The sequence below is a fragment of the Micromonospora sp. NPDC051227 genome (genome assembly GCF_044455385.1).
Lineage (GTDB): Bacteria > Actinomycetota > Actinomycetes > Mycobacteriales > Micromonosporaceae > Micromonospora.
This window is the reverse complement of record NZ_JBITET010000009.1, coordinates 86369-112416: the sequence shown is the minus strand read 5'-3', so window position 1 is coordinate 112416 and position 26048 is coordinate 86369. Positions and strand designations below refer to the sequence as shown.

At 71.0% G+C, this 26048-nt stretch carries 29 protein-coding genes; 15 read left to right on the top strand and 14 right to left on the bottom strand.

The features are described 5' to 3' along the window. Positions 1 to 36: 36 nt before the first annotated feature. The 4 genes from ACIA47_RS22100 to ACIA47_RS22085 all read right to left on the bottom strand — a co-directional run bounded on the left by ACIA47_RS22100 (position 37) and on the right by ACIA47_RS22085 (position 2979). Entirely contained in the window at positions 37 to 489 is a 453-nt protein-coding gene (locus tag ACIA47_RS22100) for a lysostaphin resistance A-like protein (protein WP_396710277.1), read from the bottom strand. Positions 490 to 577: 88 nt separating this feature from the next. Beyond that, positions 578 to 928: a hypothetical protein gene (locus ACIA47_RS22095; RefSeq protein WP_396710275.1), complete on the bottom strand. Its 351-nt coding sequence runs from the start codon at positions 926 to 928 to the stop codon at positions 578 to 580. A gap of 324 nt (positions 929 to 1252) precedes the next feature. Then, entirely contained in the window at positions 1253 to 2317 is a 1065-nt protein-coding gene (locus ACIA47_RS22090; RefSeq protein WP_396710273.1) for a macro domain-containing protein, read from the bottom strand. Between the two features lie 5 nt (positions 2318 to 2322). After that, positions 2323 to 2979 carry a DUF4433 domain-containing protein gene (locus ACIA47_RS22085; RefSeq protein WP_396710271.1) on the bottom strand — a complete coding sequence of 219 codons (657 nt, stop codon included), beginning with the start codon at positions 2977 to 2979 and terminating at the stop codon, positions 2323 to 2325. Positions 2980 to 3138: 159 nt separating this feature from the next. Between ACIA47_RS22085 and ACIA47_RS22080 the strand changes: the two genes are divergently transcribed. Further along, positions 3139 to 3720 (top strand): HhH-GPD-type base excision DNA repair protein, encoded by a 582-nt coding sequence (locus ACIA47_RS22080; protein ID WP_396710269.1) that lies wholly within the window; start codon positions 3139 to 3141, stop codon positions 3718 to 3720. A gap of 28 nt (positions 3721 to 3748) precedes the next feature. Here the strand turns inward: ACIA47_RS22080 and ACIA47_RS22075 are convergent, their stop codons facing one another. Then, a complete protein-coding gene (locus ACIA47_RS22075; RefSeq protein ID WP_396710492.1) occupies positions 3749 to 4060 on the bottom strand; it encodes a hypothetical protein in 312 nt (103 codons plus the stop codon). Positions 4061 to 4077: 17 nt separating this feature from the next. Continuing rightward, complete coding sequence (locus ACIA47_RS22070; RefSeq protein WP_030489374.1) at positions 4078 to 4362, bottom strand: hypothetical protein; 285 nt, start codon at positions 4360 to 4362, stop codon at positions 4078 to 4080. Positions 4363 to 4466: 104 nt separating this feature from the next. On the opposite strand from ACIA47_RS22070, the gene ACIA47_RS22065 reads away from it, so the two are divergent. Then, positions 4467 to 4826, top strand: a complete 360-nt coding sequence (locus tag ACIA47_RS22065) for a DUF3099 domain-containing protein (protein ID WP_355420200.1) — start codon at positions 4467 to 4469, stop codon at positions 4824 to 4826. A 57-nt stretch (positions 4827 to 4883) separates the two neighbouring features. Here ACIA47_RS22065 and ACIA47_RS22060 read toward each other — a convergent pair whose 3' ends face one another. Both ACIA47_RS22060 and ACIA47_RS22055 read right to left on the bottom strand, forming a co-directional pair. Beyond that, the gene (locus ACIA47_RS22060; RefSeq protein ID WP_396710490.1) at positions 4884 to 5780 is read right to left on the bottom strand and encodes a carbohydrate kinase family protein; all 897 of its coding nucleotides are present in this window, start codon (positions 5778 to 5780) and stop codon (positions 4884 to 4886) included. Continuing rightward, positions 5780 to 6715, bottom strand: coding sequence for a pseudouridine-5'-phosphate glycosidase (locus tag ACIA47_RS22055; RefSeq protein ID WP_203122753.1), 936 nt, complete (start codon positions 6713 to 6715; stop codon positions 5780 to 5782). The genes ACIA47_RS22060 and ACIA47_RS22055 overlap by 1 nt, the downstream gene beginning before the upstream one ends. Before the next feature lie 88 nt (positions 6716 to 6803). Here ACIA47_RS22055 and ACIA47_RS22050 point away from each other — a divergent pair, with 88 nt between their 5' ends. The 3 genes from ACIA47_RS22050 to ACIA47_RS22040 all read left to right on the top strand — a co-directional run bounded on the left by ACIA47_RS22050 (position 6804) and on the right by ACIA47_RS22040 (position 9649). Next, positions 6804 to 7022: a DUF3039 domain-containing protein gene (locus ACIA47_RS22050; protein ID WP_007456912.1), complete on the top strand. Its 219-nt coding sequence runs from the start codon at positions 6804 to 6806 to the stop codon at positions 7020 to 7022. A gap of 40 nt (positions 7023 to 7062) precedes the next feature. After that, positions 7063 to 7725, top strand: coding sequence for a trimeric intracellular cation channel family protein (locus ACIA47_RS22045; protein ID WP_396710266.1), 663 nt, complete (start codon positions 7063 to 7065; stop codon positions 7723 to 7725). A 190-nt stretch (positions 7726 to 7915) separates the two neighbouring features. Continuing rightward, positions 7916 to 9649, top strand: coding sequence for a DEAD/DEAH box helicase (locus tag ACIA47_RS22040; RefSeq protein ID WP_396710264.1), 1734 nt, complete (start codon positions 7916 to 7918; stop codon positions 9647 to 9649). A 281-nt stretch (positions 9650 to 9930) separates the two neighbouring features. Here the strand turns inward: ACIA47_RS22040 and ACIA47_RS22035 are convergent, their stop codons facing one another. Both ACIA47_RS22035 and ACIA47_RS22030 read right to left on the bottom strand, forming a co-directional pair. Continuing rightward, the gene (locus ACIA47_RS22035; protein WP_030337431.1) at positions 9931 to 10164 is read right to left on the bottom strand and encodes a hypothetical protein; all 234 of its coding nucleotides are present in this window, start codon (positions 10162 to 10164) and stop codon (positions 9931 to 9933) included. 245 nt (positions 10165 to 10409) lie between these two features. After that, positions 10410 to 12014 carry an RNA polymerase sigma factor gene (locus ACIA47_RS22030; RefSeq protein ID WP_396710262.1) on the bottom strand — a complete coding sequence of 535 codons (1605 nt, stop codon included), beginning with the start codon at positions 12012 to 12014 and terminating at the stop codon, positions 10410 to 10412. Positions 12015 to 12682: 668 nt separating this feature from the next. Between ACIA47_RS22030 and ACIA47_RS22025 the strand changes: the two genes are divergently transcribed. After that, positions 12683 to 13501: an inositol monophosphatase family protein gene (locus tag ACIA47_RS22025; protein WP_203122747.1), complete on the top strand. Its 819-nt coding sequence runs from the start codon at positions 12683 to 12685 to the stop codon at positions 13499 to 13501. A 122-nt stretch (positions 13502 to 13623) separates the two neighbouring features. Here ACIA47_RS22025 and ACIA47_RS22020 read toward each other — a convergent pair whose 3' ends face one another. Continuing rightward, positions 13624 to 14136, bottom strand: a complete 513-nt coding sequence (locus ACIA47_RS22020) for a LytR C-terminal domain-containing protein (RefSeq protein ID WP_203122755.1) — start codon at positions 14134 to 14136, stop codon at positions 13624 to 13626. 431 nt (positions 14137 to 14567) lie between these two features. On the opposite strand from ACIA47_RS22020, the gene ACIA47_RS22015 reads away from it, so the two are divergent. Beyond that, the gene (locus tag ACIA47_RS22015) at positions 14568 to 14864 is read left to right on the top strand and encodes a DUF4193 domain-containing protein (RefSeq protein ID WP_007075406.1); all 297 of its coding nucleotides are present in this window, start codon (positions 14568 to 14570) and stop codon (positions 14862 to 14864) included. A 119-nt stretch (positions 14865 to 14983) separates the two neighbouring features. Next, positions 14984 to 15862 (top strand): hypothetical protein, encoded by an 879-nt coding sequence (locus tag ACIA47_RS22010; RefSeq protein WP_396710260.1) that lies wholly within the window; start codon positions 14984 to 14986, stop codon positions 15860 to 15862. Positions 15863 to 15940: 78 nt separating this feature from the next. Here ACIA47_RS22010 and ACIA47_RS22005 read toward each other — a convergent pair whose 3' ends face one another. Then, positions 15941 to 16474 carry a DUF3093 domain-containing protein gene (locus tag ACIA47_RS22005; RefSeq protein WP_396710258.1) on the bottom strand — a complete coding sequence of 178 codons (534 nt, stop codon included), beginning with the start codon at positions 16472 to 16474 and terminating at the stop codon, positions 15941 to 15943. Positions 16475 to 16558: 84 nt separating this feature from the next. Here ACIA47_RS22005 and dut point away from each other — a divergent pair, with 84 nt between their 5' ends. From dut to ACIA47_RS21985, 4 genes are all read left to right on the top strand, one after another. Beyond that, positions 16559 to 17095: a dUTP diphosphatase gene (gene dut, locus ACIA47_RS22000; RefSeq protein WP_396710256.1), complete on the top strand. Its 537-nt coding sequence runs from the start codon at positions 16559 to 16561 to the stop codon at positions 17093 to 17095. Between the two features lie 25 nt (positions 17096 to 17120). Continuing rightward, the gene (locus tag ACIA47_RS21995) at positions 17121 to 17783 is read left to right on the top strand and encodes a DUF3710 domain-containing protein (RefSeq protein WP_091400606.1); all 663 of its coding nucleotides are present in this window, start codon (positions 17121 to 17123) and stop codon (positions 17781 to 17783) included. Positions 17784 to 17897: 114 nt separating this feature from the next. After that, entirely contained in the window at positions 17898 to 18278 is a 381-nt protein-coding gene (locus ACIA47_RS21990) for an OB-fold nucleic acid binding domain-containing protein (RefSeq protein WP_112606044.1), read from the top strand. A 25-nt stretch (positions 18279 to 18303) separates the two neighbouring features. Next, positions 18304 to 18987, top strand: coding sequence for a DUF3159 domain-containing protein (locus ACIA47_RS21985; protein WP_350859556.1), 684 nt, complete (start codon positions 18304 to 18306; stop codon positions 18985 to 18987). Positions 18988 to 19029: 42 nt separating this feature from the next. On the opposite strand, the gene ACIA47_RS21980 is transcribed toward ACIA47_RS21985, so the two are convergent. Further along, positions 19030 to 19719: a TrkA family potassium uptake protein gene (locus ACIA47_RS21980; RefSeq protein ID WP_124860027.1), complete on the bottom strand. Its 690-nt coding sequence runs from the start codon at positions 19717 to 19719 to the stop codon at positions 19030 to 19032. A gap of 3 nt (positions 19720 to 19722) precedes the next feature. After that, positions 19723 to 20388, bottom strand: a complete 666-nt coding sequence (locus ACIA47_RS21975) for a TrkA family potassium uptake protein (RefSeq protein WP_112586756.1) — start codon at positions 20386 to 20388, stop codon at positions 19723 to 19725. 163 nt (positions 20389 to 20551) lie between these two features. Between ACIA47_RS21975 and ACIA47_RS21970 the strand changes: the two genes are divergently transcribed. The 3 genes from ACIA47_RS21970 to dxs all read left to right on the top strand — a co-directional run bounded on the left by ACIA47_RS21970 (position 20552) and on the right by dxs (position 25989). Further along, positions 20552 to 22636 carry an APC family permease gene (locus ACIA47_RS21970; RefSeq protein ID WP_396710252.1) on the top strand — a complete coding sequence of 695 codons (2085 nt, stop codon included), beginning with the start codon at positions 20552 to 20554 and terminating at the stop codon, positions 22634 to 22636. A 31-nt stretch (positions 22637 to 22667) separates the two neighbouring features. After that, positions 22668 to 23927 (top strand): class I SAM-dependent RNA methyltransferase, encoded by a 1260-nt coding sequence (locus tag ACIA47_RS21965; RefSeq protein WP_396710488.1) that lies wholly within the window; start codon positions 22668 to 22670, stop codon positions 23925 to 23927. Positions 23928 to 24042: 115 nt separating this feature from the next. Further along, positions 24043 to 25989, top strand: a complete 1947-nt coding sequence (dxs, locus tag ACIA47_RS21960; RefSeq protein WP_396710250.1) for a 1-deoxy-D-xylulose-5-phosphate synthase — start codon at positions 24043 to 24045, stop codon at positions 25987 to 25989. The last annotated feature ends 59 nt before the right edge of the window (positions 25990 to 26048 follow it).

Below are 26048 nucleotides of genomic sequence, written 5' to 3'. Positions count from 1 at the left end.
CCGACATCCTGCCTCCCGGCGCGGGGGAACCCATCATCACCCGCGAGATTCGACCCCGACGCCCGGCAGCTTCAGCTCGGCACCGGTCGGGGCCGATGGCTCGCCGGGCACCGCCACGACCAGGGCCGGCGGTACGACCGTCGCCAGCCCTCGACGCGCGGCCAGCCGGTCGATGACCAGGGCGTACGCCGACAGTGCCAGCACGTCGACGAGGACGAGCTGCCACGGGGCGTCGGCAATCGTCTCGTCGGCCGTGAGCCCGCCGAAGGCCGCCGCCAGCGCGAAAGCGGTCAGATTGTTCACCACGTGCAGCGCGATGGCGGCCTCGAGCCCGCCGGTTCGCACAGTCAACCAGCCGACCAACGCGCCCATGAATGCCAGGTCCAGGAAACCCCAGCCGGTGCCCCAGCCGTGTGCGGCGGCGAAGAGCACCGCCTGGAGGGCGATCGCGGGCCAGGGCGAGCGCAGGTACGCGCCGACGGCCTGCAACAGCCAGCCCCCGGAAGGCGTACTCCTCTGCGGCGGCCTGGAATGGCACCAGCAGGAGGACCATCAGTAGGCCGGCGGCGAATTGAGGCTAACCCACCCACGTGTCTGCCGGGTCGAGATTCGAGCTCTCGTCGGTCAGGCCGAGCAGGAGGTCCGCGCCGAACAGCATGACGATGATCAGCGGTGTGGCGATCAGTAGGCAGCGGCCGAGCCAGCCCCACCGCAGCCGGCCGAGCACCGAGGAGAGCGTGCCGGCGGGTCGGCGTTGCACGAGCCAGGCGGCGCCGAAGAGCAGGGGGAGCAGCAGGGCCAGCGAGGCGATCAGTAGCGCGGCGTCCGGAATCGGGCCGAAGGTCGGCAGCCCGTCGGCGTCGTAGGGGCGGTCAGTGAGCTCGGCCACGAGGGCGGCGACGCCGAAGAGCAGGCAGAAGACCACCAACGCCGAGGCAGCCAGCGCGACGGTGCCGACCAGGGGTCGCCACCAGCGGTGCCGGACGGTGTGGCCGAGCCGGTGGTACGGGGATCCGGGTGGGGCGGTTGGAAGTATGTCGCTGAGAGTGGCAGACGGGCAACATCTGTGGCGAACGGTCGGAGCGTCGGTGCCGCCCGGATCGGTGGGCCGGGCAGGATGGTCCGCATGACGCTTGTCCTGCCCATCGACCCGGAGGCCAACCGGCTGCTCGAGCGCAGCCCGCTGGCCCTGCTGGTCGGCATGGTTCTCGACCAGCGCCTGCCCTGCCCATAGGAAGCGGACTCGTTCCTGTCAGGCTGGCAGAAGCTCATGCTCCTTGAGCCGGGCTGCGGCTACCCGTACGTGCTTGTCGGTGAACATGCGTGCCTTGCGAAGACTCCAGGAGGCCACTCGATCGGCCAATTCGGCCGGTTCGGCTGTCAGAGGTGCCTGAACAGAGGCGAAGTGCACTGTGGCGAGAAGTTCGAGACTGTAAGGCGTTTCGAAGCTGTCGACCAGTTCAAGCAGCTCGTTGACGCGGCGGACGATCTCATCTTCGCCTCGTAGGGCAGTTTCGGCCGCCTCGACGCTCTGGGGAAGGGGGTTGATCGGCGCGAACTGAGTGACCGGCGCAGACCGGTCCCCGATGCCTGACAGGTAGTGGCCTTCAAGGCTGTCCAGTACGTGGCCAAGAGTCGGCGCGTAGGGCCCATAGGTTCCCCGGTTGAACGCCAACTTCAGCGGTGTGCCTAGAACCTGGAGGAAGTACGCAAGCTTCTGAATCTCCAACTCGCTGATCCCCTCCCGAACCTCCTGAAGCCGAGCACGGTCGAGATATCGGGCGATCGCGATCAGTAGGACGGCGCGGAGAGGGGTCAGGGCGGGGGCTGGCGTTGCGTTGGGCATGGCGGCGGGCGCTGGAGCTCCTTCCGGAGCGAAGACCACGACGCGCACGTTCGGCATACGAGCGGCTGCCTGCTCAATCAACGGACGAACGTCGCTCCACTGCAAACCACCGTTGCCGCAGCCTAGGGCGGGTATGGCGATGGAGGTGATACCTCGCTCGTTGACTACCTCTACCAGCGAGCCGAGGCCAGCAACGATGTCCTCTAGATGCGACCTGCCCCGCCAGTGTCCCTTGGTCGGAAAGTTCAGGATGTATCGACGGTGCCCAAGTACGGCGTTATCGAACGTCCAGACCTCGCCCAAGCGAACCTCACCTCTCGCGCAGGCAGCTCGGTAGGCGCGGAAGTTCGCCGGGAATGCCCGTTTGAACTGCAGAGCGATGCCCTTGCCCATTACACCCACGGTATTGACCGTGTTGACGAGAGCGTCGACCTCAGCGGTGAGCAGGTTGCCGTGGCCATCTTCGATCATGCTTCTCACCTCCTTCCGTACCCGTAGTACCACTTGGGCCTGACGATAACCCGCTCCGTGAGTGGATGCCCTGCTAGGAGCGCCTGCACCTGCGACTGGTGATGATCATCGTGAACGCCAACCCACTTGATCAGCTGCGTATCCATCTCCTGATGAACGAGGAATTCCGCCTGTCGCCTGCGTTGGCGGTCCATGTCTTCGGCGGTGTTGTTCCATCGCTCGGCTGTCATGAGCGGCCAGTCGACCATCTCGTCCAAGGCCCGAAGGTCAGCCGTGAACTCCGTGGTAGCGGTGGCGGCGTTGCCGTCGGTTCCGACCCATCCTGATGCGCCATCGACCGCAGATCCGACGGTAGTCAGGAGGTAAACAAGCGGCCGGTCGCCCCCGGGATAGCAATTTGGCTTGCTGTCCCGGTGATCGCAGGCGATTCGGTACATCATGGGCGACCTGGGAGCATAGTAGAACGGGACGTAGTCACCCACCTGTCCACCGGGCCCGGCCAGCACTGGTCGTCGGCGACGAGACTCCTTGATTGCCCGGTCGCCGACCTCGGTGCGGGTCAGACCCTCGCGTGCGGTGATGTCACAGGCGACCCGGCCCGAACTAAAGATCGCCTCTATGTTGTCCACGTGCGTGAAGTGATAGATCCACCGGTCTCTCACGCTGACCCCGTCAGACACGCCGAGCCGTCACTTGGTTCGCCGTCATGGCAGCTCGACTCCTGCGCTTCTGTTCACACCAGCCCGCAGACTCTATCGAACCTCGTTCCGATTGCTGCCTACCCAACCGGCAGTACCGGTCGCGTGCGGCATCATCAGAGCATGGCGCTGTCCCTCCCTATCGACCCCGAGGCGAACGAGCTTCTCCAGCGGAATGCTCTGGCGCTTGTCCTTGCGCTCGTTCTTGATCAACAGGTGCCGATGGAGAAGGCGTTCTCGTCGCCGTACGTGCTCCAGCAGCGGCTCGGCCATGAGCTGGACGCGGCGGAGCTGGCCGGGTACGACCCGGAGGCCCTGGTCGCGCTCTTCGCCCAGCCGCCCGCGTTGCACCGATTTCCCAAGGCCATGGCGGCCCGGGTGCAGGAGGTCTGCCAGGTGCTGGTGGAGCGCTACGACGGTGACGCGGCGCTGCTCTGGGCCGAGGTTGCCGACGGGCCGGAGCTGCTGCGCCGGGTTGCCGCGCTGCCCGGCTTCGGCAAGCAGAAGGCGCAGATCTTCGTGGCCCTGCTCGGCAAGCGGTTCGGGGTGACCCCGCAGGACTGGCGGAAGGCAGCCGGAGACTACGGCGACCCGGGCGCGTACCGGTCGGTGGCCGACGTCACCGACGCCGATTCGCTGCGTCGGGTGCGGGAGTTCAAGCAGCAGATGAAGGCGGCGGCCAAGGCGAAGACCACCGGCGGCTGACCGACCGGCCTGTTGAGGGGCCGTCTGCTCAGGCGGCGGTGGGGTGCGCCAGCGAGGCCAGCGCGCGCCGGACATCGGCCAGCGAGACGGTCGCGGAGTCGTCCAGGTCGGCCAGGCCGGCCTCGATCCACTGGCGCATCAGCGTGGTGACCCCGATGCCCCGGGCGTCGGCGGCGGCGCGAACCCGTTCGTAGGTGTCCAGCGGCAGCCGTACCGAGCGGCTCACCATCGGCACGTCGGTGTCGGGGGTGGGCAGCTCCGCCGCCGGGCTCTCGTCGATCAGCTCGGCGATTCGCTCGCCGCCGTCGTGGAACTGCTTGGTCGCGTCGTTACGGTGCATCGTCACGGCCTCCTCATCTACCGAGATCTCCGCACGGCCTCGTCATAGCGCTTGGACTCGACGTCGCTCAACTCGCGGGCGGAGAGGATGTCCCAGTCGTTGTCGGTGCCATCGGCCTCGGCGAGCAGCACCGCCAGCCGGCGGCCCCGACGGGCGGCGGCGTAGACCACCATCACGTCGTCACCCAGATGACGGATGACCCGTCGGGCGCTGTGCAGCGCCTCCCAGACTTCCCCGGGTGTGACGTCGTAGACCCTCAGGTTGGCCAACGCCTCGTCGGTGAAGCTGAACCTGCTGCCCACATCGCGGAGCGTACCACGGGCGTAACACGCGGCGGGATGAGTCGAAGTTCGCTGATCACGGGCCTGCGGTGACAGGATGAGGCGTAACCCCCTCGAGGAGGTCCATGGTGAAGCGTCAGGCGTACCAGCCGATTCTGATCACCGACGCCTCGCGCAGCCAGGACGATCAGCTCAACAGTCGCCAGCGCCGCTACGTCCTGATGATGGGCATCCGGGTGCTGTGCATCATCGTCGGCGCGATCCTGGTCGGTGCGAACGCCCCACTGCTCTGGCTCTGGCTGCCACTGTGCGGCCTCGGCATGGTGCTCATTCCCTGGCTGGCCGTGCTGCTGGCCAACGACCGGCCGCCGAAGGAAGAGCACCGGCTGGCCAACCGGTTCCACCCCCGCCACCAGGACGACACGCCGCCGATGAGCCTCACCGCCGAGGAGCGCCCGCACAAGGTCATCGACGTCGAACCCTGACCCGCGAACGGGCCAGGGTTCGATCCGTCCCGACCGCGCCAGGCCCGGCACCGGCCGCTACGCCTGTGGCCGAGCCCCGGCGGTGGAGACTGCAAGCGCGCCCAGGTCGGTGGCGCGGCTCAGTGCCGCGGTCGGGGTGGCACCGGCGAGCCACGCGGTGAGCAGACCGGCCGCGAAGGCGTCGCCCGCGCCCGTGACGTCCACCACCGCCACCCGGCTGGCCGGAGCCACGCAGACCGGCGTGGTGCGGTCCACCCAGACCGCGCCGGCCGCGCCGCGCTTCACCACCACCCGCCGAGCCGTCGCCGACAGCGCCCGCCCCTGCGCCGCCGGGTCCAGCCCGCCGGCCAGTACCGTGGCCTCGTCCGCGTTGACCAGGAGCAGGTCGATGTCGCGTACCCAACCCAGGAACGCCGCCGCGCCGACCCGCCGCAACGGCGCCGCGGAGGCCGCGTCGACGCTGATGGTGAGCCCGCGCTCGCGGGCGGCGGCCAACGCCCGCAGCCCCGCGCCGCGCGACTCCGCGTCCAACAGGGTGTACGCGGACAGGTGCAGATGCCCAGCGCCGGGCGCCGCCGCGAGGGCCTGTTCGACGTGCGCGGCGCTCAGTCGCAGGTTCGCGCCCCGCTGGCTGACCATGGTGCGCTCGTCGTCGGCGGCCAACACGATGACCGTGCCGGTCGGGGCGCCCTCGACCCGCTCGATGGCGCAGTCGACGCCCGCCCGTTCCAGCTCGGCCACCCGGTCCCGCCCGGCGTCGTCGTCACCGACAGCGCCGACGAGCGTGACGTCCACCCGCTGCGCGGCGACCCAGGCGGCGGTGTTGGCCGCCTGACCGCCGCCGCCGAGACTGATCGCGGCCCCGGTGTCCGAGCCGGCCGCGAGCGGCCCGGACAACACGGCGACCACATCGGTGATCACGTCCCCGACGACGACCACCCGGGCCGGTCGGATCATGTCGTGACGGCGGTGCCGCGGGCCACCGAGGCGACCGCGATCCGCGCGGCCAGGTCGGCGTTGCGCAGGATGATCCGCACGTTCACCGCCAGGCTCGCGCCCTCGGTGGCCGAGTGGAAGTGCGCGAGCAGGTACGGAGTGACGGCCTTTCCGGTGATCCCGTCCCGCTCCAGCAGGGCCAGGCCCTCGGTGAGCGTCCGGTCGTGCAGCTCCGGGTCGAGCTGCTCGTCGACCGGCAGCGGGTTGGCGATGAGCAGCCCGCCGCTGTGCACGGCGTGCTCGTCCCGGGCGGCGAGCACGGCGGCGACCTGCTCCGGCGAGTCCACCGACCAGTCCAGGTCGAAGCCGGCGTCGGTGAGGTAGAAGCCGGGGAACCGGCGGGTGCGGTAACCGACCACCGCGACCCCGAGGGTCTCCAGGCGCTCCAGCGTCGCGCCCACGTCGAGGATCGACTTGACCCCGGCGCAGACCACAGCGATCGGGGTCTGCGCCAGGGTCACCAGGTCCGCCGACTCGTCGAAGGTGTGCGCGGCCTCCCGGTGCACCCCACCCAGCCCGCCGGTGGCGAACACGCCGATGCCGGCGGCGGCGGCCACCGCGCTGGTCGCGGCCACCGTGGTCGCGCCGTCCGCGCCGGTCGCGCCAGCCACCGCGAGGTCGCGGACGGAGAGCTTCGTCACCCCGTCGACGGTGGCCAGCCGGGTCAGCTGGGCGTCGTCCAGGCCGACCACCAGCTCGCCGGCGATCATGCCGATCGTCGCCGGAACGGCCCCGGCGTCCCGAACCGTTCGCTCGATCTCCCTGGCCACCCGCAGGTTCTCCGGTCGGGGCAGACCGTGCGAGACGATGGTGCTCTCCAGCGCGACGACGGGCCGGCCGTCGCGCAGGGCTTCGGCGACCTCGGTGCCGTAGCTGATGCGAAAGTCAGTCACACGGGCACCGTACGGGGTGGGGCCTCGGCCGGCCTCAAGTGGACCCGGCCATGATGACCTGCCAAACTTGTCGGTCGGAGGTGCAGACGTGAGCACAGAGGTTCTCGAGCGTCCGGAGCTGAAGGACGCCGATACCGGTCCCGAAATGTTCCACTACGTCCGCAAGGAGAAGATTGCCGAGAGCGCCGTCATGGGCACTTTCGTCGTCGCTCTCTGCGGCGAGACCTTCCCGGTCACCAAGGCGGCCAAGCCGGGTTCGCCGGTCTGCCCCAAGTGCAAGGAGATCTACGACTCGTACCGTGAGTGAACCTCGGCCGGTGCTCCGGCCGGCGACGTAGCCTGCGGCGGTGACCACCTCCACCGTCCTGCTCCTCGCCGACCTGACCGGGGTGGCGGTGTTCGCCGCGTCCGGGGCCTCAGCTGCGGTGGCCAAGCGACTGGACCTGTTCGGTGTCGCGTTCGTCGGCTTCGTGGCCGCCCTCGGCGGTGGGATCTTCCGGGACCTGGTCATCGACGAGGTGCCACCGCTGGCCTTCGCCGACTGGCGGTACGCGGCCACCGCCGCGATCACCGCGCTTGCCGTCTTCTGGCTGCACCCGCAACTGGTCCGACTGCGCACCACCGTGCTGGTGCTGGACGCGGCCGGCCTGGCGCTGTTCACCGTCACCGGCACGCTCAAGGCGCTCGACGCCCGGGTGCCGGCCGTCGGCGCCTGCCTGATCGGCATGCTCACTGCGATCGGCGGCGGGCTCGGCCGCGACCTGCTCACCGCCGAGATCCCGGTCGTGCTGCGCCGGGAGATCTACGCGCTGGCCGCACTGGCCGGTGCGGTCCTGGTGGTGCTGCTGTACGCCACCGGGCAGACCGGGCCCGCGCCGCTCACCGCCGCCGCCGTCCTGGTCTTCGGACTACGCCTGATCGCGCTGCGTCGGCGCTGGTCCGCGCCGGTGGCCACGCTGCGCCCGCCCCGCGCCGCCGGGGCGGATCCACGCACCGACCGGGAGTGGTGAGACGTACGGGCCGCTGTTCGGTTGGGTGCGGGATTGTGACCAGCGTGGCGTCGCCTGGGCCCGACGGCCCGTGCTGGTTATGCTGAGTCGGCCTTCGCGGCAGCTTCTGCGCGGAGGCGTTTTCATGGGCGGCGGATCCTCGTGGCCCTCGCCCGGGGTCCGCCATCGTGCGGTCGGAGAGGAGCTTCGCGTGGCAGCCCGGACGCCGGTGCTCGAGACGTTCCCGGCGCTGCGCGCCTGGCAGCGCAAGGCGCTGGTGGAGTACCTGCGTCGCCGTAGCGACGACTTCACCGCGGTCGCCACGCCCGGCGCCGGCAAGACCACCTTCGCCCTGCGGATCGCAGCCGAGTTGCTCGGTGACGGCACCGTGGAGGCGGTCACCGTTGTCGCGCCGACCGAGCACCTGAAGAACCAGTGGGCCGACGCGGCGGCCCGGGTGGGCATCCAACTCGACGCCGCGTTCCGCAACGCCGACCTGCACTCCGCAGCCGACTTCCACGGCGCGGTGGTCACCTACGCGCAGGTGGGGATGGCCCCGCAGGTGCACCGGCGACGCACCATGACCCGACGCACACTGGTCATCCTCGACGAGATCCACCACGCCGGCGACTCCCGGTCCTGGGGCGACGGGGTGAAGAACGCCTTCGAACCCGCCGTACGCCGGCTGATGCTCACCGGGACTCCGTTCCGCTCCGACGACAACCCGATCCCGTTCGTCAGCTACGAGCGGGGCGGGGACGGGCTGCTGCGCTCCCGCGCCGACTCGGTGTACGGCTACTCCGACGCGCTGCGCGACGGGGTGGTCCGTCCGGTGCTCTTCCTGGCGTACTCCGGGGAGACCCGCTGGCGGACCAACGCGGGGGAGGAGCTGGCGGCCCGGTTGGGCGAGCCGATGACCCAGGACCTGGTGGCCCAGGCGTGGCGTACCGCCCTGGACCCGGCCGGCGACTGGATGCCACAGGTGCTGCGGGCCGCCGACGCCCGACTCACAGTGCTGCGCAACGCGGGCATGGCCGACGCCGGTGGTCTGATCATCGCCACCGACCAGCAGACCGCCCGCTCGTACGCCAAGCTGATCGAGCAGGTGACCGGCGAGAAGGCCGCCGTGGTGCTCTCCGACGACCAGGGCGCGTCCGCCCGGATCGCGACGTTCGCGGCGTCGGACCAGCGGTGGTTGGTCGCGGTGCGGATGGTGTCCGAGGGGGTCGACATCCCGCGACTGGCGGTCGGGGTCTACGCCACCAGCGCCAGCACGCCGCTCTACTTCGCCCAGGCGATCGGCCGGTTCGTGCGGGCCCGCCGACCCGGGGAGACCGCATCGGTCTTCCTCCCCAGCGTGCCGCACCTGCTCGGCTTGGCCAGCGAGATGGAGACCGAGCGCGACCACGTCCTCGGCAAACCCAAGGAAGCCGACGGTTTCGACGACGACCTGCTGGAACGCGCACAGCGCGACGACCAGGCCAGCGGGGAGCTGGAGAAGCGGTTCGCGGCGCTCTCTGCCACCGCCGAGCTGGACCAGGTGATCTTCGACGGCGCGTCCTTCGGCACCGCGGCCCAGGCCGGCACCCCCGAAGAAGAGGAATACCTCGGCCTGCCCGGTCTGCTCACCGCCGACCAGGTTTCGCTGCTGCTGACCAAGCGGCAGGCCGCACAGCTCGCCGCCCAACGCCGTCGTACGGCCGACGGGGCCGCTCAGCCGGCCGCTGCGCCCACGGCAGCGCCACCCGCACCCATGAGCGCCGCCCAGCGTCGCGTGGCGCTCCGGCGCCAACTGAACGCTCTCGTGGCCGCCCGACACCACCGCACCGGTCAGCCGCACGGCAAGATTCATGCCGAGCTGCGCCGGCTCTGCGGCGGGCCGCCGAGCGCCCAGGCCACCATCGAGCAGCTTGAGGAACGCATCGCCACCGTGCAAACCCTCTAGACCTGCCGGGCCTCCAGACCTGCCGGGCTCCAGACCCTGCCCGGCCGCAAGCCGGCTGGCTGGGGCGCCGAGGATCGCCTGCCTGCCCTGACGGCCCCGGATGCCCTCTGCGGGGGGTGTTTCGTCAAGATCGCGCAATATCCGGGATCTAGTGGCATCGGCGCGTGGGTGAGGCCACTACATCCTGGTTCGAGCATGATCTTGGCGCGGGGCGTTCGGACAAAAAAGCTGACCGGAGGCACCCTCGGGGTGCCTCCGGTCAGCTATGTCGGTTTGCGGACTTAGTTCGCCATCAGATCGGCGCCACGCCAGCTGAAATCGGGCTCCGTTGCGAACCGCTCGGTGATCTTCACGAGATCCTCCGCGTACTTGTTCGCGTGGTGCCCGCAGAACACCAGCTCGCTCCCACCCGCCAGAGTGATCCGGAGCTTCCCGGCAGCATTGCAGCGGTCGCACCGTTCATCGGCGGCTGGGGGCGCCACCGTCTCGGGCGGCGGCGTGAGGGTCGGGGTCATCGCCTTCCTCCTCTGGTCGTCACCGATGAACAATCTCTTCGGTCGTTGCTCACCTATCGTGCAACACCCTTACTAGGCACTGCCTTCCCTGTGTGCCCGCGGGGGACCGAGGTCACACCTGGAAGGGACAGTGTGCCGTGCACCCAGGGTGCCACGTCAACGATCACATTCGTGCATCCGGACGATCACCATCTGGTGTTGCACACCAGGTGGTCAAAACGACACGTTCGGTTGACGAAACCCGCTCAGTCCAGGTAATCCCGGAGGACCTGCGACCGGGACGGGTGACGCAGCTTGGACATCGTCTTGGACTCGATCTGCCGGATCCGCTCCCGGGTCACCCCGTAGACCTGGCCGATCTCGTCGAGCGTCCGCGGTTGGCCGTCGGTCAGGCCGAAGCGCAGGCGTACCACACCCGCCTCACGCTCGGAGAGCGTCTGCAGCACCTGCTGGAGCTGGTCCTGCAGGAGCGAGAACGAGACCGCGTCGACAGCGACCACGGCCTCGGAATCCTCGATGAAGTCGCCGAGCTGGCTGTCGCCCTCGTCGCCGATGGTCTGGTCCAGTGAGATGGGCTCCCGAGCGTACTGCTGGATCTCCAGCACCTTCTCGGGTGTGATGTCCATCTCCTTGGCCAGCTCCTCCGGAGTGGGCTCGCGGCCCAGGTCCTGGAGCAGCTCACGCTGTATGCGGCCGAGCTTGTTGATGACCTCGACCATGTGCACGGGGATGCGGATGGTGCGGGCCTGGTCGGCCATGGCGCGGGTGATGGCCTGTCGGATCCACCAGGTGGCGTACGTGGAGAACTTGTAGCCCTTGGTGTAGTCGAACTTCTCCACGGCCCGGATCAGGCCGAGGTTGCCCTCCTGGATCAGGTCGAGGAACGCCATGCCACGGCCCGTGTAGCGCTTGGCCAGCGACACCACCAGTCGGAGGTTCGCCTCCAGGAGGTGGTTCTTGGCCCGCTCGCCGTCCCGGGAGATCCAGCCCAGGTCACGGACCATCTCCCGGACGAGCTTCTCCTCGCCCTCGTCGGCAGCCCGCAGCCGCTCGGCGGCGTAGAGCCCGGCCTCGATCCGCTTGGCCAGCTCCACCTCCTGCTCGGCGTTGAGCAGCGGAACCTTGCCGATCTGCTTCAGGTACGCCCGGACGGAGTCGGCGGAGGCGGTCAGCTCGGCGTCGCGTCGCGCCTGCTTGAGGGCCTCGGACTCCTCGTCGTCCCACTCGAAGTCGTTGTCGGTCGCCGAGGCGGCGGCGTCGGTCTCGGCGGCCTGGGCCAGCTCGGCCGGCTCCTCGACCACCACGTCCTCGATCGCGGCGGCCAGCTCCTCCGGGTCGATCTCGCCCTCAGCGCCCTCGCCCTTGGCCTTGCCGCCAGCCTTGGTCGGCTTGGCTCCCGCGGCCGCGGCCACCGTCGCCTTGGTGGCTCGGGTCGACCGGGTCGGCTTCGCCGGCGTCGCGGTGGCGGCCTCGGCGCCGGTCGCCTTGCGAGCGGCCACCTTGCGCGGGGCAGACGTCGCCGGGGCGTCGTCGCCGGCGGGCGCCTGCTTCGGGGCCGGCGCGGCGGCCTTCTTGGTGGTCTTGGCGGTGGTGGCCCGGGACGCTGGCGTGGTCGAGCGGGCCGCGGCGACGCGGCGACGGGTGCTCGCCGAGCCGTCCACCACGACGGTGACTCCCGCCTCGGAGAGCGCCCGCAGGATCTTCTTGGCCTGGGCCGGAGTCACCTCGGCGGACTCGACGGTGCGCGCGAGCTGAGCCGACGTGAGCTGACCACCGGCGCTCTGCGCGTGGGCGATCAGGGTGTCGGTGAGCGAGCGAACGTCGGCGCCGGGCTGGCGGGGTTCTGTCACGAATGACCTTCCGGAGGCGAAGAGCGGGCACGGCGGGCTCGTCCAGCGCAGCGAGGGTTACCGTGCCGGGCGATGTGGTTGAGGGACCCTCGTGTCACGGTCCGGCCGGTGGTCGGCGGTCCGTGCCGCGTGGGCAGGGGTGAATTGTAACGCCGTCTGCGGCGATCATCCTGCTCCGCACCGCGTACCGCCGGTGGGGACCGTCGGCGGGGTGGAGATATGGGCTTCGCGGTAATGATAGCCGCGCGGCCGGCGAAGGGCTTCCGTCGTCGAGCCCGGTGGCGCGCAGATCGTGTTCGAACTGCCGTTTGACCAGGAAGTACGAGGTGAATGTGGCGGTTGCGAGGGTGCGCGGGTGGATCACCGAGGTCGCTGTCGGTCCGGCCGGTGGCGTCCCCAGCAGGTCGCGGTTGGGCAACGGTTGTGAGCCGAGCATGGACGGGGCGGTAAGCACTTAAGCGACATTACCAACCGAAAGGGGCATATTGGCGGAGGTCGGCCGCTCAAGCCGCGAGGGCGGCGCGGGTGCGCCCACCTCGCACCGGATCTCAGGCGCCAAAGATCCTCAGCTGGTGCCCGTCGTACGGCGTCGGGAACGATCATCTTCGGAAGCCGGATCGGTAGTTTCACCCACCCACATGTACCCGGAGTGCGGAAAGAGGCGAATCATGACCAACTCGGCCACGACACCGTCGGAGCTGCTGACCATCGCGGTGGAGGTGGCTCGGGACGCGGCGGACACCGCGTACCGGATGCGCGCCGAGGGGGTCGTCGTCGCCGCCACCAAGAGCACCGTCACCGACGTGGTCACCGCAGCCGACCGGGCGGTAGAGCGCCAGATCCTCGACGCGTTGGCCGCGCTGCGCCCGGACGACTCGGTGCTGGGCGAGGAGTACGGCGAGGGAGCTTCCGGCGCGACGCGCAGCGGTGTGCGCTGGATCGTCGACCCGATCGACGGCACGGTGAACTACCTGTACGGGCTGCCGTACTCCGCGGTCTCGCTGGCAGCCGAGGTGGACGGGGTGGTGGTTGCCGGCGTGGTGCGCAACGTGAGCACCGGCGAGCAATGGACCGCCACGGCCGGCGGTGGGGCCTGGCGCGACGGTGTCCGGCTGCGCTGCTCCGGCGAGGTCGATCTGGGGCAGGCGCTGGTCGGCACCGGCTTCGGCTACGACGCCGGCCGTCGGGCGCACCAGGCGCAGGTGGTCGCCGGGCTGATCGCACACGTACGGGACATCCGCCGGCTCGGCGCCGCGGCGCTGGACCTCTGCCTGGTCGCCGAGGGGCGGCTCGACGCGTACTTCGAGAAGGGTCTTGCGGCCTGGGACCTGGCGGCTGGCGGGCTGGTGGCCGCCGAGGCGGGAGTTCGGGTCGCCGGCCTGGCCGGTCGGCCGCCAGGGCCGGATCTGGTGGTCGCGGCCCCGCCCGCGCTCTTCGCGCCGCTGCACGACCGGTTGGCCGCGCTGGACGCCGCTGGCGGTCCCTGACCGCCGGACCAGGTCGGCCGGCTCCGAGCGGCCGGCTCCGGCCTTTGAGGCGGCTGGCTCCGGTCGGCCGGCCAGGTCGGTGCCGGTCGCCGACCTGGCGCTGCGGTGGACCGGTTACGCCGTCACTTGGCGGGTGGGGACGGGCAGGAGCCCTTGGGGGCCTCCGGCGGACCCGAGTCCCCGAGCGACTGGTTGACCTCGGTCGTGGTGGCGAGCTGCTGGAAGCGGTTGCCCAGCACCACGTCCACGGTGTCGTCGGCGCGCTTCGGGTCGTAGCCCGGCACGGCGTTGTTGAGGAAGTACGCCTGGAGCAGGTGCGCGGAACCGACGCCCTTCGGGCCGTACCGCAGCACCGCGACGCTGTCGACCTTCTTCTCGTTCCCGGTCTTCTTGACCTGGAACTGTCGATTGCTGAACTCGTCGGCGACGGTGTGGGCGAGACCGGGCTGATCCGTGGCGTTGAACACGTTGATCTTGACGTCTTTGCGCTCGCGCAGGGTCAGATCCGCCAGCGGCCAGCCCTCGGGGCAGCCCGCCGCGGTGCCCACGTTGCCCTGGCTGTCGCGGACCACGGCCACGACGACGAAGACCAGGGCGATGATCGCCAGCAGGCCGACGACGACGAGTGCTCGCACGCGCGCAAAACTCATCAGGGCACTCCCCGGACCTCAGTGGGTGGTGGCGGCCGGGAACGATCGCTCAGCCGCCGGCCGTCGAATACGCCGCTGAGGTTAACGGTTGTCCGGCCGTCGCGTGGAAACAGCCCGACATGCCGGCGCGCCGACCGCGAACCGGGTACTACTACCCCTATCTTCGTGTCGCCTGAATCACATTGGGAACAACTTCGCGTGCGGGGGCGTACATCTCAGCCGCAAGGGCGGTATACATGCCTCGCCCAAGGGGGGGTAAGGTTCCGCGCTCGCAGGGGAGTCGCCCCGGCGAGCTCGACCCGTTCGGTCCTCGGGTCGGGTGCCCGACACAAGTGGTGGCCGGCCAGCGGAACCGAAACAGCGTCGTCCGGCGTTACAACCGGAAGCGACAACATCGATATGGGAGAGTGAAACCGATGGCCACCGACTACGACGCCCCGCGTCGCGACGAGGTCGACCTCGGCGAGGACAGCCTGGAAGAGCTCAAGGCACGGCGCGTCGACTCACAGTCAGGCGCGGTGGACGTCGACGAGGCCGAGGTGGCCGAGAGCTTTGAGCTGCCCGGTGCCGATCTGGCCGACGAGGAGCTCACGGTCAAGGTGCTTCCGATGCAGCAGGACGAGTTCCGGTGCGCCCGCTGCTTCCTGGTCCACCACCGTAGCCAGCTGGCGGTCGAGCGTAACGGCGAGCTGATCTGCCGCGAGTGCGTCTGACAACCACAACAACACCGGCGGCGGCCTCCTGAACGGGGTCGCCGCTGCCGGTGTAGGCATGCGGCAGCGGTGGGTACCTGCTTGACTCGTAGCGGGTAGCCACAGCACCGGGAGGTCCGATGAGCGATCGAGGCGGCACCACCGATGGCGGCACGGACGACCTTGGTGCCACCCGTGGCACGGACGACCTTGGTGCCACCCGTGGCACGGACGACCTTGGTGCCACCCGTGGCACGGAAGACCTCGGTGCCACCGTCGCGGCGTTGACCGCGGACGACATCGCGCCGGCCCGACGCCGCCAACTGCTGACCCGGATGGTCGGGCAGGCCCGTGCGCGGGGCATCTCCGATTTGTTCAAGCCGCGCGCCGCCGTGCGGTGGATGGTCGACACCGTCGCCGAGATCGCCCCGCACGTGCCGGTACGGGACCTGGACACGCTGCGCCAGCACTTCCCCGGCCTGGACGATGCCGCCCTGGCCGACCGGCTCATCCGCAACGCGTCGAGGACCACCGCCGCGATCGGCGCGGCCGGTGGGGGCGTCGCCGCCGTCGAGTGGGCGGTGGCCCCGACCCTGCTCTCCGCGCCGGTGCTGCTCGCCGCCGAGACCGTGGCCGTGGTGGCGGTGGAGCTGAAACTCGTTGGCGAGCTGCACGAGATCCACGGCGTGGCACTACCGGCCGCCGGAAGCCAACGGGCGGTCGCGCTGGTGCACTCCTGGGCCACTCAACGCGGCGTCAACCCGATGGTGCCCGGCGTGGGAGTGGGAGCGGTGCTCGGCACCGCCGCCCGCAAGGAGTTGCGGGACATGCTGCTGCGGCGTTTCGGTCGCAACCTCACCACGCTCGGGCCGTTCCTGACCGGCGCGGCGGTGGCCAGCTTCCTCAACCGCCGGGCCACCCAGCAGATGGCCGACCAACTCCAGGTCGACCTGCGTCGGCGAGGCATCGCCCGGCCCGCGCCACCGGCGGCCCTCCCAGGTCCGCCTACCGGCACCTGAGCGGGCCCTGGCCGTCGGACCGGCAATTGAGTGGGCCTTCGCCTCGGACCGGCACCAGAGCGGCCCTTCGCCGTCGGGTCAGCCCGGCTCGCCCGCCGTCGGGTGGGAAGCCGCCAGGGCGTCCCGCGCGGTCAGCACCGCCTCGGCCAGCTCGACCGGATGGCGGGTGCTCACCACCCAGAACGGCGTCGGATCCGCGGGATCGTCGAGGATCACCTGCACGGCGCCGCCGATCCACGGTCGCTGCACCACGAAGGCGAGCGGGTCCGCGCCGACGCCGAGCACCTCACGTCGGCCGGCCACGTCCAGCGGCACCACGTCGGCCACGAAACGGACCGGCAGTCGGGCGTCGTCCACCCGCAGCTCGGCGTCGACCACCCCGACCCGGATCCGGCCCAGCCACCACAGCCCGACAGCGGTGAGCGGCACCAGCACGGCGAACGGCAGCCAGGCGCGGACGCCGGACGCGCCCATCCAGATCTCGACGGCCAGCAACGCGGCGGCCACCAGCCCGGCCAGCCACAGCCACCAGGGCAGATTCAGCCGCTCGGTGTACGCCGAGCGGGCGGCGACCGGCGGCTGATCGGCGGACGGGGAGGGCGACATGCTCATTCCTGCGAGGGTACGGCGCACGGCAGCTCGACGAACCGGCAGGATGGCAGGGTCACCCCGCGAACCGGACGGAAGAGGGGACCCGTGACCGACGTCGTACCCGTGCCCGTGCAGCTGCTCGACCCGGAGCTGCCGTTGCCCACGTACGCCCATCCCGGCGACGCCGGGGCCGACCTGGTGGCGGCCGCGGACGTGGAGCTGCCACCCGGCGGCCGTGCCCTGGTGCCCACCGGCGTGGCCATCGCGCTGCCGGAGGGGTACGTGGGCCTGGTCCATCCCCGGTCCGGTCTGGCGGCCAGGCTCGGCGTGACGGTGCTCAACGCGCCCGGTACGGTCGACGCCGGCTACCGGGGTGAGATCCTGGTCAACCTGATCAATCATGATCGGGATGTGCCGGCGAAGATCTCCCGCGGCGATCGGATCGCGCAGCTCGTGGTCCAGCAGGTCGCGCGGGCGCGGTTCGAGCCGGTGGTCGAGCTGCCCGCGTCCCGGCGCGGGACCGGTGGGCACGGGTCCACCGGTGGGCACGCCGGGCTGGTGCCGTCGCCGACGGGCCAGGACCGGGTCGAGCGGCGGCCGAGCGAGCCGGTCCGCGGGCAGACGGAAGAGGTGGCAGGGTGAGTGTGAACAGCGGAGGGCAGGCGCAGTGATCTTCTCCCGAAAGCGGGCCGATGCGGAGCGGCAGACCCGTGACGAGCGGGCTACCCAGGTCCCGGACCAGGGCGATGCGACGCCGACGCTGGAGCGCGGCCCGTACGACATCTCCGAGAGCTACGACGACGTGCAGCGACTCGACCTGGGCAGCCTGCACATCCCGGCGATCGCCGACGTCGAGGTGCGGGTGCAGGCCGACCCGCAGGGTGTGGTCCAGCAGGTGGTGCTGGTGCACGGTGACAACGCGCTCCAGTTGGGCGTCTTCGCCGCCCCACGGTCCGAGGGAATCTGGGACGAGGTGCGCGAGGAGATCCGGCAGTCGCTGCTCCGCGACGGCGCGAGCGCGCAGGAGGTCGCCGGCGAGTACGGTCCGGAGCTGCACGCCCAGGTGAATACCCCGGACGGCCCGACGAACCTGCGGTTCGTCGGAATCGACGGGCCGCGCTGGATGGTCCGGGGCGTGTTCCAGGGCCCGGTGGCCACCGATCCGGCCATGGCCGGGCCGCTCGTCGAGTGCCTGGACGGCCTGGTGGTCGACCGTGGGCAGGAGGCGAAGCCGGTCCGCGAGCCGCTGCCGCTGCGGCTGCCCCGGGAGATCGCCGACCAGGCCGAGGCCGAGGCGGGCGACGCCGCCGCCGCACCGCGTCAGGTCTGACCGGCGCGCACCGGCCCGCCGGAACCAGCCCCGTCGGCGTACGCTGGCGGCACGGTTCCGGCGCCGCCGGGGCCAGCCGGGGACGGCGAGCGTGGAGAGGGTGACGCGGAGGTCATGATGACCGACGAGGGCCGGGTGTCGCTGCGGCGCATCCTGCAGAGGTTCACCGCCAGCGAGGCCGAGATCGATGCGCAGGAGCTGCGTCGGGAGAGCGCCGAGTGCGGCGGAATCCCCGCCCAGCAGTGCTCCCGGGGTCAGCTGGTCTCGGTCGCCGGTCGGCTGCGCACGGTGGTCTACACACCGCGCACCAATCTGCCCACCCTTGAGGCCGACCTGTACGACGGCAGTGACGTGGTGACCCTGGTCTGGCTGGGGCGACGGCACATCGCCGGGATCGAGCCGGGCCGGCATCTGACCGCCCGTGGCCGGGTGGCGGTGCGGGACGACCGCAAGGTCATCTACAACCCCTACTACGAGCTGGACTCGCCCAAGTGACGGCACTGCGGACGGAAGGCCGGCGATGACGACGGGACAGGACCGGGCGGCACAGCCGGATACCGACCCTCAGGACGAGGAGCCGCTGCCGACGATCGCCGAGCAGATGGCCGACCAGCTCGGCGGCTGGCGCGGGCTGGTCGAGTCGAGCATCCCGGTCGTGGTGTTCGTCGTCGCCAACATCATCGGCGAGCTGCGGCCGGCGGTGATCGCGTCGATCGCGGTCGCGGTGCTGATCGCGGGGCTGCGGCTGGCCCAGCGTCGGCCGATCCGGCACGCCGTCAACGGGCTCTTCGGCGTCGGCGTCGGCGCGGCCATCGCGTGGCGCACCGGCGACGAGCGTGACTTCTACCTTCCCGGCATCCTCTACGGCATCGGCTACGGCGTCGCCCTGCTGATCTCGGCCGCGATCCGGCAGCCGCTGGTGGGCTGGATCTGGTCGGTGTTGGTGGCCAAGGGCCGTTCGGAGTGGCGGTCCGACCCGAAGCTGGTGCGCACCTTCACGCAGCTGACAGTGCTCTGGGGCGTGGTCTGGCTGGCCAAGGTGGGCGTGCAGGCCGGGCTCTACCTGGCCCACCAGGACACCGCCCTGGGCGTGGCCCGGCTGGCGCTGGGCTACCCGCCGTACGCGTTGCTGTTGCTGATCACGGTCTGGACGGTGCGCCGGGTCACCCGGGAGTCGCCGCCGGCCCCGCTACCCAGCGCCTGAGCGAGGCCGGGCCACCCGAACCGCTCAGCGCGCCCGTCGGCGTCAGCGTGAGCTGCGGGTCCGTTCGACGCTGTCCGGCCCGAGGATCACCGCGCGGACCTCGTCCTCCACCTCGGCGGTGCAGACGAAGATCAGCTCGTCGCCGGCCTCGATCGGGTCGTCCGGGCTGGGCACCAGGACCCGCTTGCCGCGCAGGATCGCCACCAGGGCGGAGTCCCGGGGCAGCGGCACGGCGTGGATCGGCTGGCCGACGTAGGGCGCGGTCGGCGGCAGCGTGATCTCCACGAGGTTCGCCTCGCCCTGCCGGAAGGTCATCAGCCGGACCAGGTCGCCGACGGTGACCGCCTCCTCGACGAGCGCGGCCATCACCCGCGGCTTGCTCACCGCGACGTCCACGCCCCACTGCTCGGTGAACAACCACTCGTTCTCGGCCCGGTTGACCCGGGCGACCACCCGGGGCACCGCGAACTCGGTCTTGGCCAGCAGCGACAGCACCAGGTTGGTCTTGTCGTCGCCGGTCGCCGCGACCACCACGTCGCAGCCGGCGACATCGGCCTCCTCCAGGCTGCTCAGCTCGCACGCGTCGGCCAGCACCCACTCGGCGGCCGGCACCCGGTCCGGGCGCAACATCTTGGGTTGACGCTCGATCAGCATCACCTGGTGGCCGTTGTCGATCAACTCCTGGGCGATCGAGCGGCCCACGTTGCCCGCGCCCGCGATGGCGACCCGCATGGCTCAGTGCCCTCCTTCCGGCGGCGTCGCCGCCACCGACGTGACCGTCGCCACGATGTCATCGCTGACCAGCATGAACACCTGGTCGCCCTCCTGCATGACGGTGGAGCCGGTGGGCAGCGTGCCGATGCCGAAGCGGATCAGGTAGGCCACCCGCGCCCCGGTCGCGTCCTCCAGCGTCCGCACCGGTCGGCCGATCCAGTCCTTGTGGACGGGCACCTCGACGATCGACACCGTGCTCGTCGGGTCGCGGAAGATCTCCACGTTGCCCTCCGGCACCAGGTGTCGCAGCATCCGGTCCGCCGTCCACCGCACGGTCGCCACGGTGGGAATGCCCAGCCGCTCGTAGACCTGCGCCCGGCGCTGGTCGTAGATGCGGGCGGCGACCCGGGACACGCCGAACGTCTCGCGGGCCAGCCGGGCCGAGATGATGTTGGAGTTGTCGCCGCTCGACACCGCCGCGAAGGCGTCCGCGCGCTCGATGCCGGCCTGCCGGAGCACCTCGCCGTCAAAACCGGCCCCGGTCACCGTGATCCCGGCGAAGTCGGGGCCGAGCCGGCGGAAGGCGTCGGCGTCCTGGTCGATCACCGCCACCGAGTGCCCTCGGGACTCCAGGCTGTGGGCGAGGGTCGACCCGACCCGACCACATCCCATGATCACGACGTGCACGCTGTCCCTCCCAAGGTGCGTACCACTTCCGCTGCCGGTGGCCTTCGAGTGCGAGCCTGCCACGTCCCGGTCGCGAGCGGGGACCGACCGTACCCCGCCGTCGCGAGCAGCGGTGATCGCCCACCCCCGCGCCCCCGCCGTGGTGGTCGTACTCTTGGCGTTCGTGGCCAGTCCCACCTCGCTGCTGAAGCGGCTTCTTCTCGGTCGACCGTTCCGGTCCGACCGGCTCCAGCACACCCTCCTGCCGAAGCGCATCGCGCTGCCCGTATTCGCCTCCGACGCGCTGTCCAGCGTCGCGTACGCGCCCGACGAGATCCTGCTTACCCTCTCCATCGCCGGTGCGTCCGCGTACTTCTTCTCGCCGTGGATCGCGCTGGCCGTGGTCGTGGTCATGCTCACCGTGGTGGCGAGCTACCGGCAGAACGTGCACGCCTATCCGTCCGGTGGTGGTGACTACGAGGTGGCCACTGTCAACCTGGGGCCGAAGTTCGGTGTCGGGGTGGCCAGCGCGTTGCTGGTCGACTACGTGCTCACGGTGGCGGTGTCGGTCTCCTCCGGGGTGGCCAACCTGGGCTCCGTGGTGCCGTTCGTGGCCACCCACAAGGTTCTGATCGCGGTGAGCGCGGTGGTCCTGCTCACCGCGGTCAACCTGCGCGGGCTGCGCGAGTCGGGCACAGCGTTCGCCATCCCCACCTACGGCTTCGTGATCGTGATGCTCGGGATGCTGCTCACCGGGCTGTTCCGGGTCTTCGTGCTGGGCGACGAGCTGCGCGCGCCGAGCGCCGACCTGGTGATCCAGGCCGAGCACAGCGTGACCGGTTTCGCGCTCATCTTCCTGCTGCTGCGGACGTTCAGCTCGGGCGCCGCCGCGCTCACCGGCGTGGAGGCGATCTCCAACGGGGTGCCGGCGTTCAAGGCGCCGAAGAGCCGCAACGCCGCCACCACCCTGCTGCTGCTCGGCACCATCTCGGTGAGCATGCTGGTCGGGATCATCTGGCTGGCCCGGCTGACCCACCTGCAGTTCGTCGAGGATCCGAATCTCCAGATCGTCTCCGGCCCCGAGGGGTACGTGCAGAAGACGGTCACCACCCAGCTCGGGGAGACGGTCTTCGGTTCCGGGTCGATCCTGCTCTACGTGCTGGCCGGGGTGACCGCACTGATCCTGTTCCTGGCAGCGAACACCGCGTTCAACGGTTTCCCGGTGCTCGGCTCGATCCTGGCCCAGGACCGCTACCTGCCCCGCCAGTTCCACACCCGGGGCGACCGGCTGGCCTTCTCCAACGGCATCACCTTCCTCGCCCTCTTCGCGATCGTGCTGATCGTCGGCTTCCAGGCCGAGGTGACGAAGCTGATCCAGCTCTACATCGTCGGGGTCTTCGTCTCGTTCACCGTCTCCCAGGCCGGCATGATCCGGCACTGGAACCGGCACCTGCGCACCGAGCGGGACCCGGAGGCACGCCGGAGGATGGTCCGCTCCCGGGCGATCAACACGTTCGGCATGGGCCTGACCGGCACGGTGCTGGTGATCGTCCTGATCACCAAGTTCCTGCTCGGCGCCTGGATCGCGATCGCCGCGATGGCGGTGATCTACGCGCTGATGCTGGCGATCCGCCGGCACTACGACCGGATCGCCGTCGAGCTGACCCCGCCGGACGAGGGCCGGGCCGTGCTGCCCGCCCGCAACCACGCGATCGTGCTGGTCAGCAAGCTGCACCAGCCGACGCTGCGGGCCATCGCCTACGCCCGCGCCACCCGGCCGGACACGCTCACCGCGGTGACCGTCAACGTGGACGAGAAGGACACCCGGGACCTGCAGGCCGACTGGGAGCGACGGGAGATGGCGATCCCGCTGACCGTGGTCGACTCGCCGTACCGGGAGATCACCCGCCCGATCCTGGACTTCGTCGCCTCCACCCGCCGCAAGTCGCCCCGGGACGTGGTCACCGTGTTCATCCCGGAGTACGTGGTCGGCCGTTGGTGGGAGAACCTGCTGCACAACCAGAGCGCCCTGCGCCTCAAGGGCCGGCTGCTCTTCGAACCGGGGGTGATGGTGGTCAGCGTGCCGTGGCAGCTCGCGTCGACAGAGAGCAAGAACCTGGACCGGCTGGACGCCACGCTGTCCCGGACACCGGCGCGCGGGCCACGCAGCGCCGTGCCACCACTGGTCGCCACGCCGCCGGTGGCCGCCACGCCGCCCGGCGAGGGCGGACCCGAGAACAGCGCAACGATGGGGAACAGTCGTGACTGAGCCGGGCGGTCCGCGGACCGCGACACCCAGGATGCCGTCGGCGTCGGCCTCATCGGCGTTCGAGGGGGGGCTGGCCGAGACGGACCGGGTCGAGCTGACCGTCGACGCCGTCGCCCCCGGCGGACACTGTGTCGCCCGGGTGGACGGGCAGGTGGTCTTCGTTCGACACGCGCTGCCCGGTGAACGGGTCATCGCCGAGGTCACCGAGGTGCACCGGGGGTTCGTCCGGGCCGACGCGGTGACCGTGCTGGAACCCTCACCGGACCGGGTCGAGCCGCCCTGCCCGTACGCGAAGCCGGGTGCCTGCGGGGGCTGCGACCTGCAGCACGTCGCACCGGCGGCGCAGCTGGCCTGGAAGACCGCCGTGGTCCGCGAGCAGTTGGTCCGCCTCGGTGGGCTGACCGACGTCGAGCTGGACCGGCTCGGCGTCCGGGTCGAGGCGTTGCCCGGTGGGCTGCTCGGCTGGCGCTCCCGGGTCCGTTACGCGGTCGACGCCGCCGACCGGGCCGGCCTGCTCAAGCACCGCTCGCACGAGGTGGTGCCGATCGACCGCTGCCGGATCGCCCACCCGGCCATCCAGCAGCTGCCGGTGCTCACCCCCACCGGTGCGCGCTGGCCGGCCGCCGAGGCGGTGGAGACCGTCGCCAGCACCGGCGGGGACGTGACCGTCACGGAGATCCGCGATGGGGTGCCCGCCCCGGTCAGTGGCCCGACCGAGGTCCGCGAGGTCGCCGCCGGACGTGACTGGACGCTGCCCGTGTCCGCGTTCTGGCAGGTGCACCCGGCTGCCGCAGACGCCCTCTCCGCAGCGGTGCTGGAGTTGCTGGACCCACAGCCGGGCGAGGTCGCCTGGGACCTCTACGGCGGCGCTGGGCTGTTCGCCGCCGGGCTGGCCGCACGGGTCGGCGCGACCGGCCGGGTGACAGTGGTCGAAGCGGCGGCGCAGGGTGTCGCAGCAGCCCGGGAGAACCTCGCCGACCTGCCCAGCGTCGAGGTGGTGTCGGCCCGGGTGGAGACCGCGCTGGCCCGCCGACGGATCACCGGCCCGGTCGACGTGGTCGTACTCGACCCGCCGCGCTCCGGGGCCGGTGCCCCGGTGGTTCGCGCGCTGGCCGCCGCCGGCCCGCGGGCGGTCGCGTACGTGGCCTGTGACCCGGCCGCCTTCGCCCGGGACGTGCGGACCTTCGCCGACCTCGGTTGGCGGCTGGCGGCGCTCCGGGGCTTCGACCTCTTCCCGATGACGCAGCACGTCGAGCAGGTCGGGCTGCTGCTTCCCCCGGCCGCGCGGTAGCACACCTCGCGTCGGCGCCTGACCGGGTGCTCAGCTGCCCACTCCCCGCCCGGCCCGGGTGCGCGGGGCTCGGGCCGGGCTGCGGAGTACCGGGCGGCCGATAGACTCTCCGGTCATGAGCGTTGAAGAGGACACGGCCAACCACGGCCGGCTGCTGGGCACGGTTCGAGGTCCGCAGGACGTCAAGCGGATGTCCGGCGAGGAACTGGACGTCCTCGCCGCCGAGATCCGGGATTTCCTGATCACCAAGGTCTCCCGTACCGGCGGGCACGTCGGGCCCAACCTCGGTGTGGTCGAGCTGACGCTCGCCATGCATCGCGTCTTCGACTCCCCCCGGGACCGGCTCCTGTTCGACACCGGCCACCAGGCGTACGTACACAAGATCCTTACCGGGCGTCAGGCCGGCTTCGACAAGCTCCGCCAGCGCGGTGGCCTCTCCGGCTACCCCAGCCAGGCGGAGAGCGAGCACGACCTCATCGAGAACTCGCACGCTTCCACCGCGCTGTCCTACGCCGATGGCCTCGCCAAGGCGTACGCCCTCCGGGGCGAGGCACGCAGCGTCGTGGCCGTGGTCGGTGACGGCGCGCTGACCGGCGGCATGTGCTGGGAGGCGCTGAACAACATCGCCACCGCCGGCAACTCCCTCGTCATCGTTGTCAATGACAACGGCCGGTCCTACTCGCCGACCATCGGCGGGCTGGCCGACCACCTCTCCTCGCTGCGGCTCAACCCCGGCTACGAGAAGGTCCTCGACACCGTCAAGGACGCCCTCGGCTCCACGCCGCTGGTCGGCAAGCCGATGTACGAGGTGCTGCACGCGGTCAAGAAGGGCATCAAGGACGCGGTTGCCCCGCAGGCCATGTTCGAGGACCTGGGCATCAAGTACGTGGGCCCGGTGGACGGGCACGACGTGACGGCGGTCGAGGCGGCGCTGCGCGCGGCCAAGAACTTCGGCGGTCCGGTCATCGTGCACGCGGTCACCCGCAAGGGCTACGGCTACCGTCCCGCCGAGGAGGACGAGGCGGACTGCCTGCACGGCCCCGGCAGCGCCTTCGACGTGGAGACCGGCGCGCTGCTGGCCGCCCCGTCGGTGAAGTGGACGCACGTCTTCGCCGACGAGCTGCTGGCCGTCGCCGACGAGCGCCCGGACGTGGTGGGCATCACCGCCGCGATGGCCGAGCCGACCGGCATCGCCAAGCTGGCCCGCAAGTACCCCGAGCGGGTGTACGACGTGGGCATCGCCGAGCAGCACGCGGCCACCTCGGCGGCCGGGTTGGCGCTCGGTGGCCTGCACCCGGTGGTCGCGGTCTACGCCACCTTCCTCAACCGCGCCTTCGACCAGGTCCTGCTGGACGTGGCGATGCACAAGCTGCCGGTGACGTTCGTGCTGGACCGGGCGGGCATCACCGGCCCGGACGGGCCCAGCCACTACGGCATCTGGGACATGTCGGTCTTCGGGGTGGTGCCGGGGCTGCGGATCGCCGCCCCCCGCGACGCCGCCACCCTGCGCGAGGAGCTGCGCGAGGCGCTGGCCGTCGACAACGGCCCGACCGTGGTGCGGTTCCCGACCGGTGCGGTCGCCGCGGACCTGCCGGCGCTGCGCCGGGTCGGCCCGGTCGACGTGCTGGCCGAGTCCGCCCGTACTGACGTGCTGCTCGTCGCCGTCGGCTCCTTCGGTCAGTTGGGCATGGAGGTGGCCGCCCGGGTTGCCGAGCAGGGCTACGGGGTCACCGTCGTCGACCCCCGCTGGGTGCGTCCGGTCCCGGCGGAGCTGGTCGACCTGGCCGCCCGCCACCGGCTCGTGGTCAGCGTCGAGGACGGCGTCCGGGTCGGTGGGGTGGGCGACGCGCTCGCCCAGGCGATGCGCGACGCCGACGTCCGGGTGCCGCTGAAGGACCTGGGTGTGCCGGCTGACTGGCACCCGCACGGCACTCGCGCGCAGATCCTCGCCGACCTGGGTCTGACCGCTCAGGACGTGGCCCGCAACGTCACCGGTTGGATCTCCGGCCTGGACGCCACCCCGGACCGCCTCACCCCCAGCGACGCGGCCGCACAGAACTGACGAGAACGAACAACGGCGGGCGTCCCTCGGGACGCCCGCCGTCTGTGTCCATCCCCAAC

Coding starts and splice junctions, on each gene's coding strand:
- ACIA47_RS22090 (WP_396710273.1), bottom strand. CDS start 2,317: ATGATCGAAGATGGCCACGGCAACCTGCTCACCGCTGAGGTCGACGCT.
- ACIA47_RS22080 (WP_396710269.1), top strand. CDS start 3,139: ATGGCGCTGTCCCTCCCTATCGACCCCGAGGCGAACGAGCTTCTCCAG.
- ACIA47_RS22075 (WP_396710492.1), bottom strand. CDS start 4,060: ATGCACCGTAACGACGCGACCAAGCAGTTCCACGACGGCGGCGAGCGA.
- ACIA47_RS22065 (WP_355420200.1), top strand. CDS start 4,467: ATGGTGAAGCGTCAGGCGTACCAGCCGATTCTGATCACCGACGCCTCG.
- ACIA47_RS22035 (WP_030337431.1), bottom strand. CDS start 10,164: ATGACCCCGACCCTCACGCCGCCGCCCGAGACGGTGGCGCCCCCAGCC.
- ACIA47_RS22025 (WP_203122747.1), top strand. CDS start 12,683: ATGACCAACTCGGCCACGACACCGTCGGAGCTGCTGACCATCGCGGTG.
- ACIA47_RS22015 (WP_007075406.1), top strand. CDS start 14,568: ATGGCCACCGACTACGACGCCCCGCGTCGCGACGAGGTCGACCTCGGC.
- ACIA47_RS22010 (WP_396710260.1), top strand. CDS start 14,984: ATGAGCGATCGAGGCGGCACCACCGATGGCGGCACGGACGACCTTGGT.
- ACIA47_RS22005 (WP_396710258.1), bottom strand. CDS start 16,474: ATGAGCATGTCGCCCTCCCCGTCCGCCGATCAGCCGCCGGTCGCCGCC.
- ACIA47_RS21990 (WP_112606044.1), top strand. CDS start 17,898: ATGATGACCGACGAGGGCCGGGTGTCGCTGCGGCGCATCCTGCAGAGG.
- ACIA47_RS21985 (WP_350859556.1), top strand. CDS start 18,304: ATGACGACGGGACAGGACCGGGCGGCACAGCCGGATACCGACCCTCAG.
- ACIA47_RS21980 (WP_124860027.1), bottom strand. CDS start 19,719: ATGCGGGTCGCCATCGCGGGCGCGGGCAACGTGGGCCGCTCGATCGCC.
- ACIA47_RS21965 (WP_396710488.1), top strand. CDS start 22,668: ATGCCGTCGGCGTCGGCCTCATCGGCGTTCGAGGGGGGGCTGGCCGAG.
- dxs (WP_396710250.1), top strand. CDS start 24,043: ATGAGCGTTGAAGAGGACACGGCCAACCACGGCCGGCTGCTGGGCACG.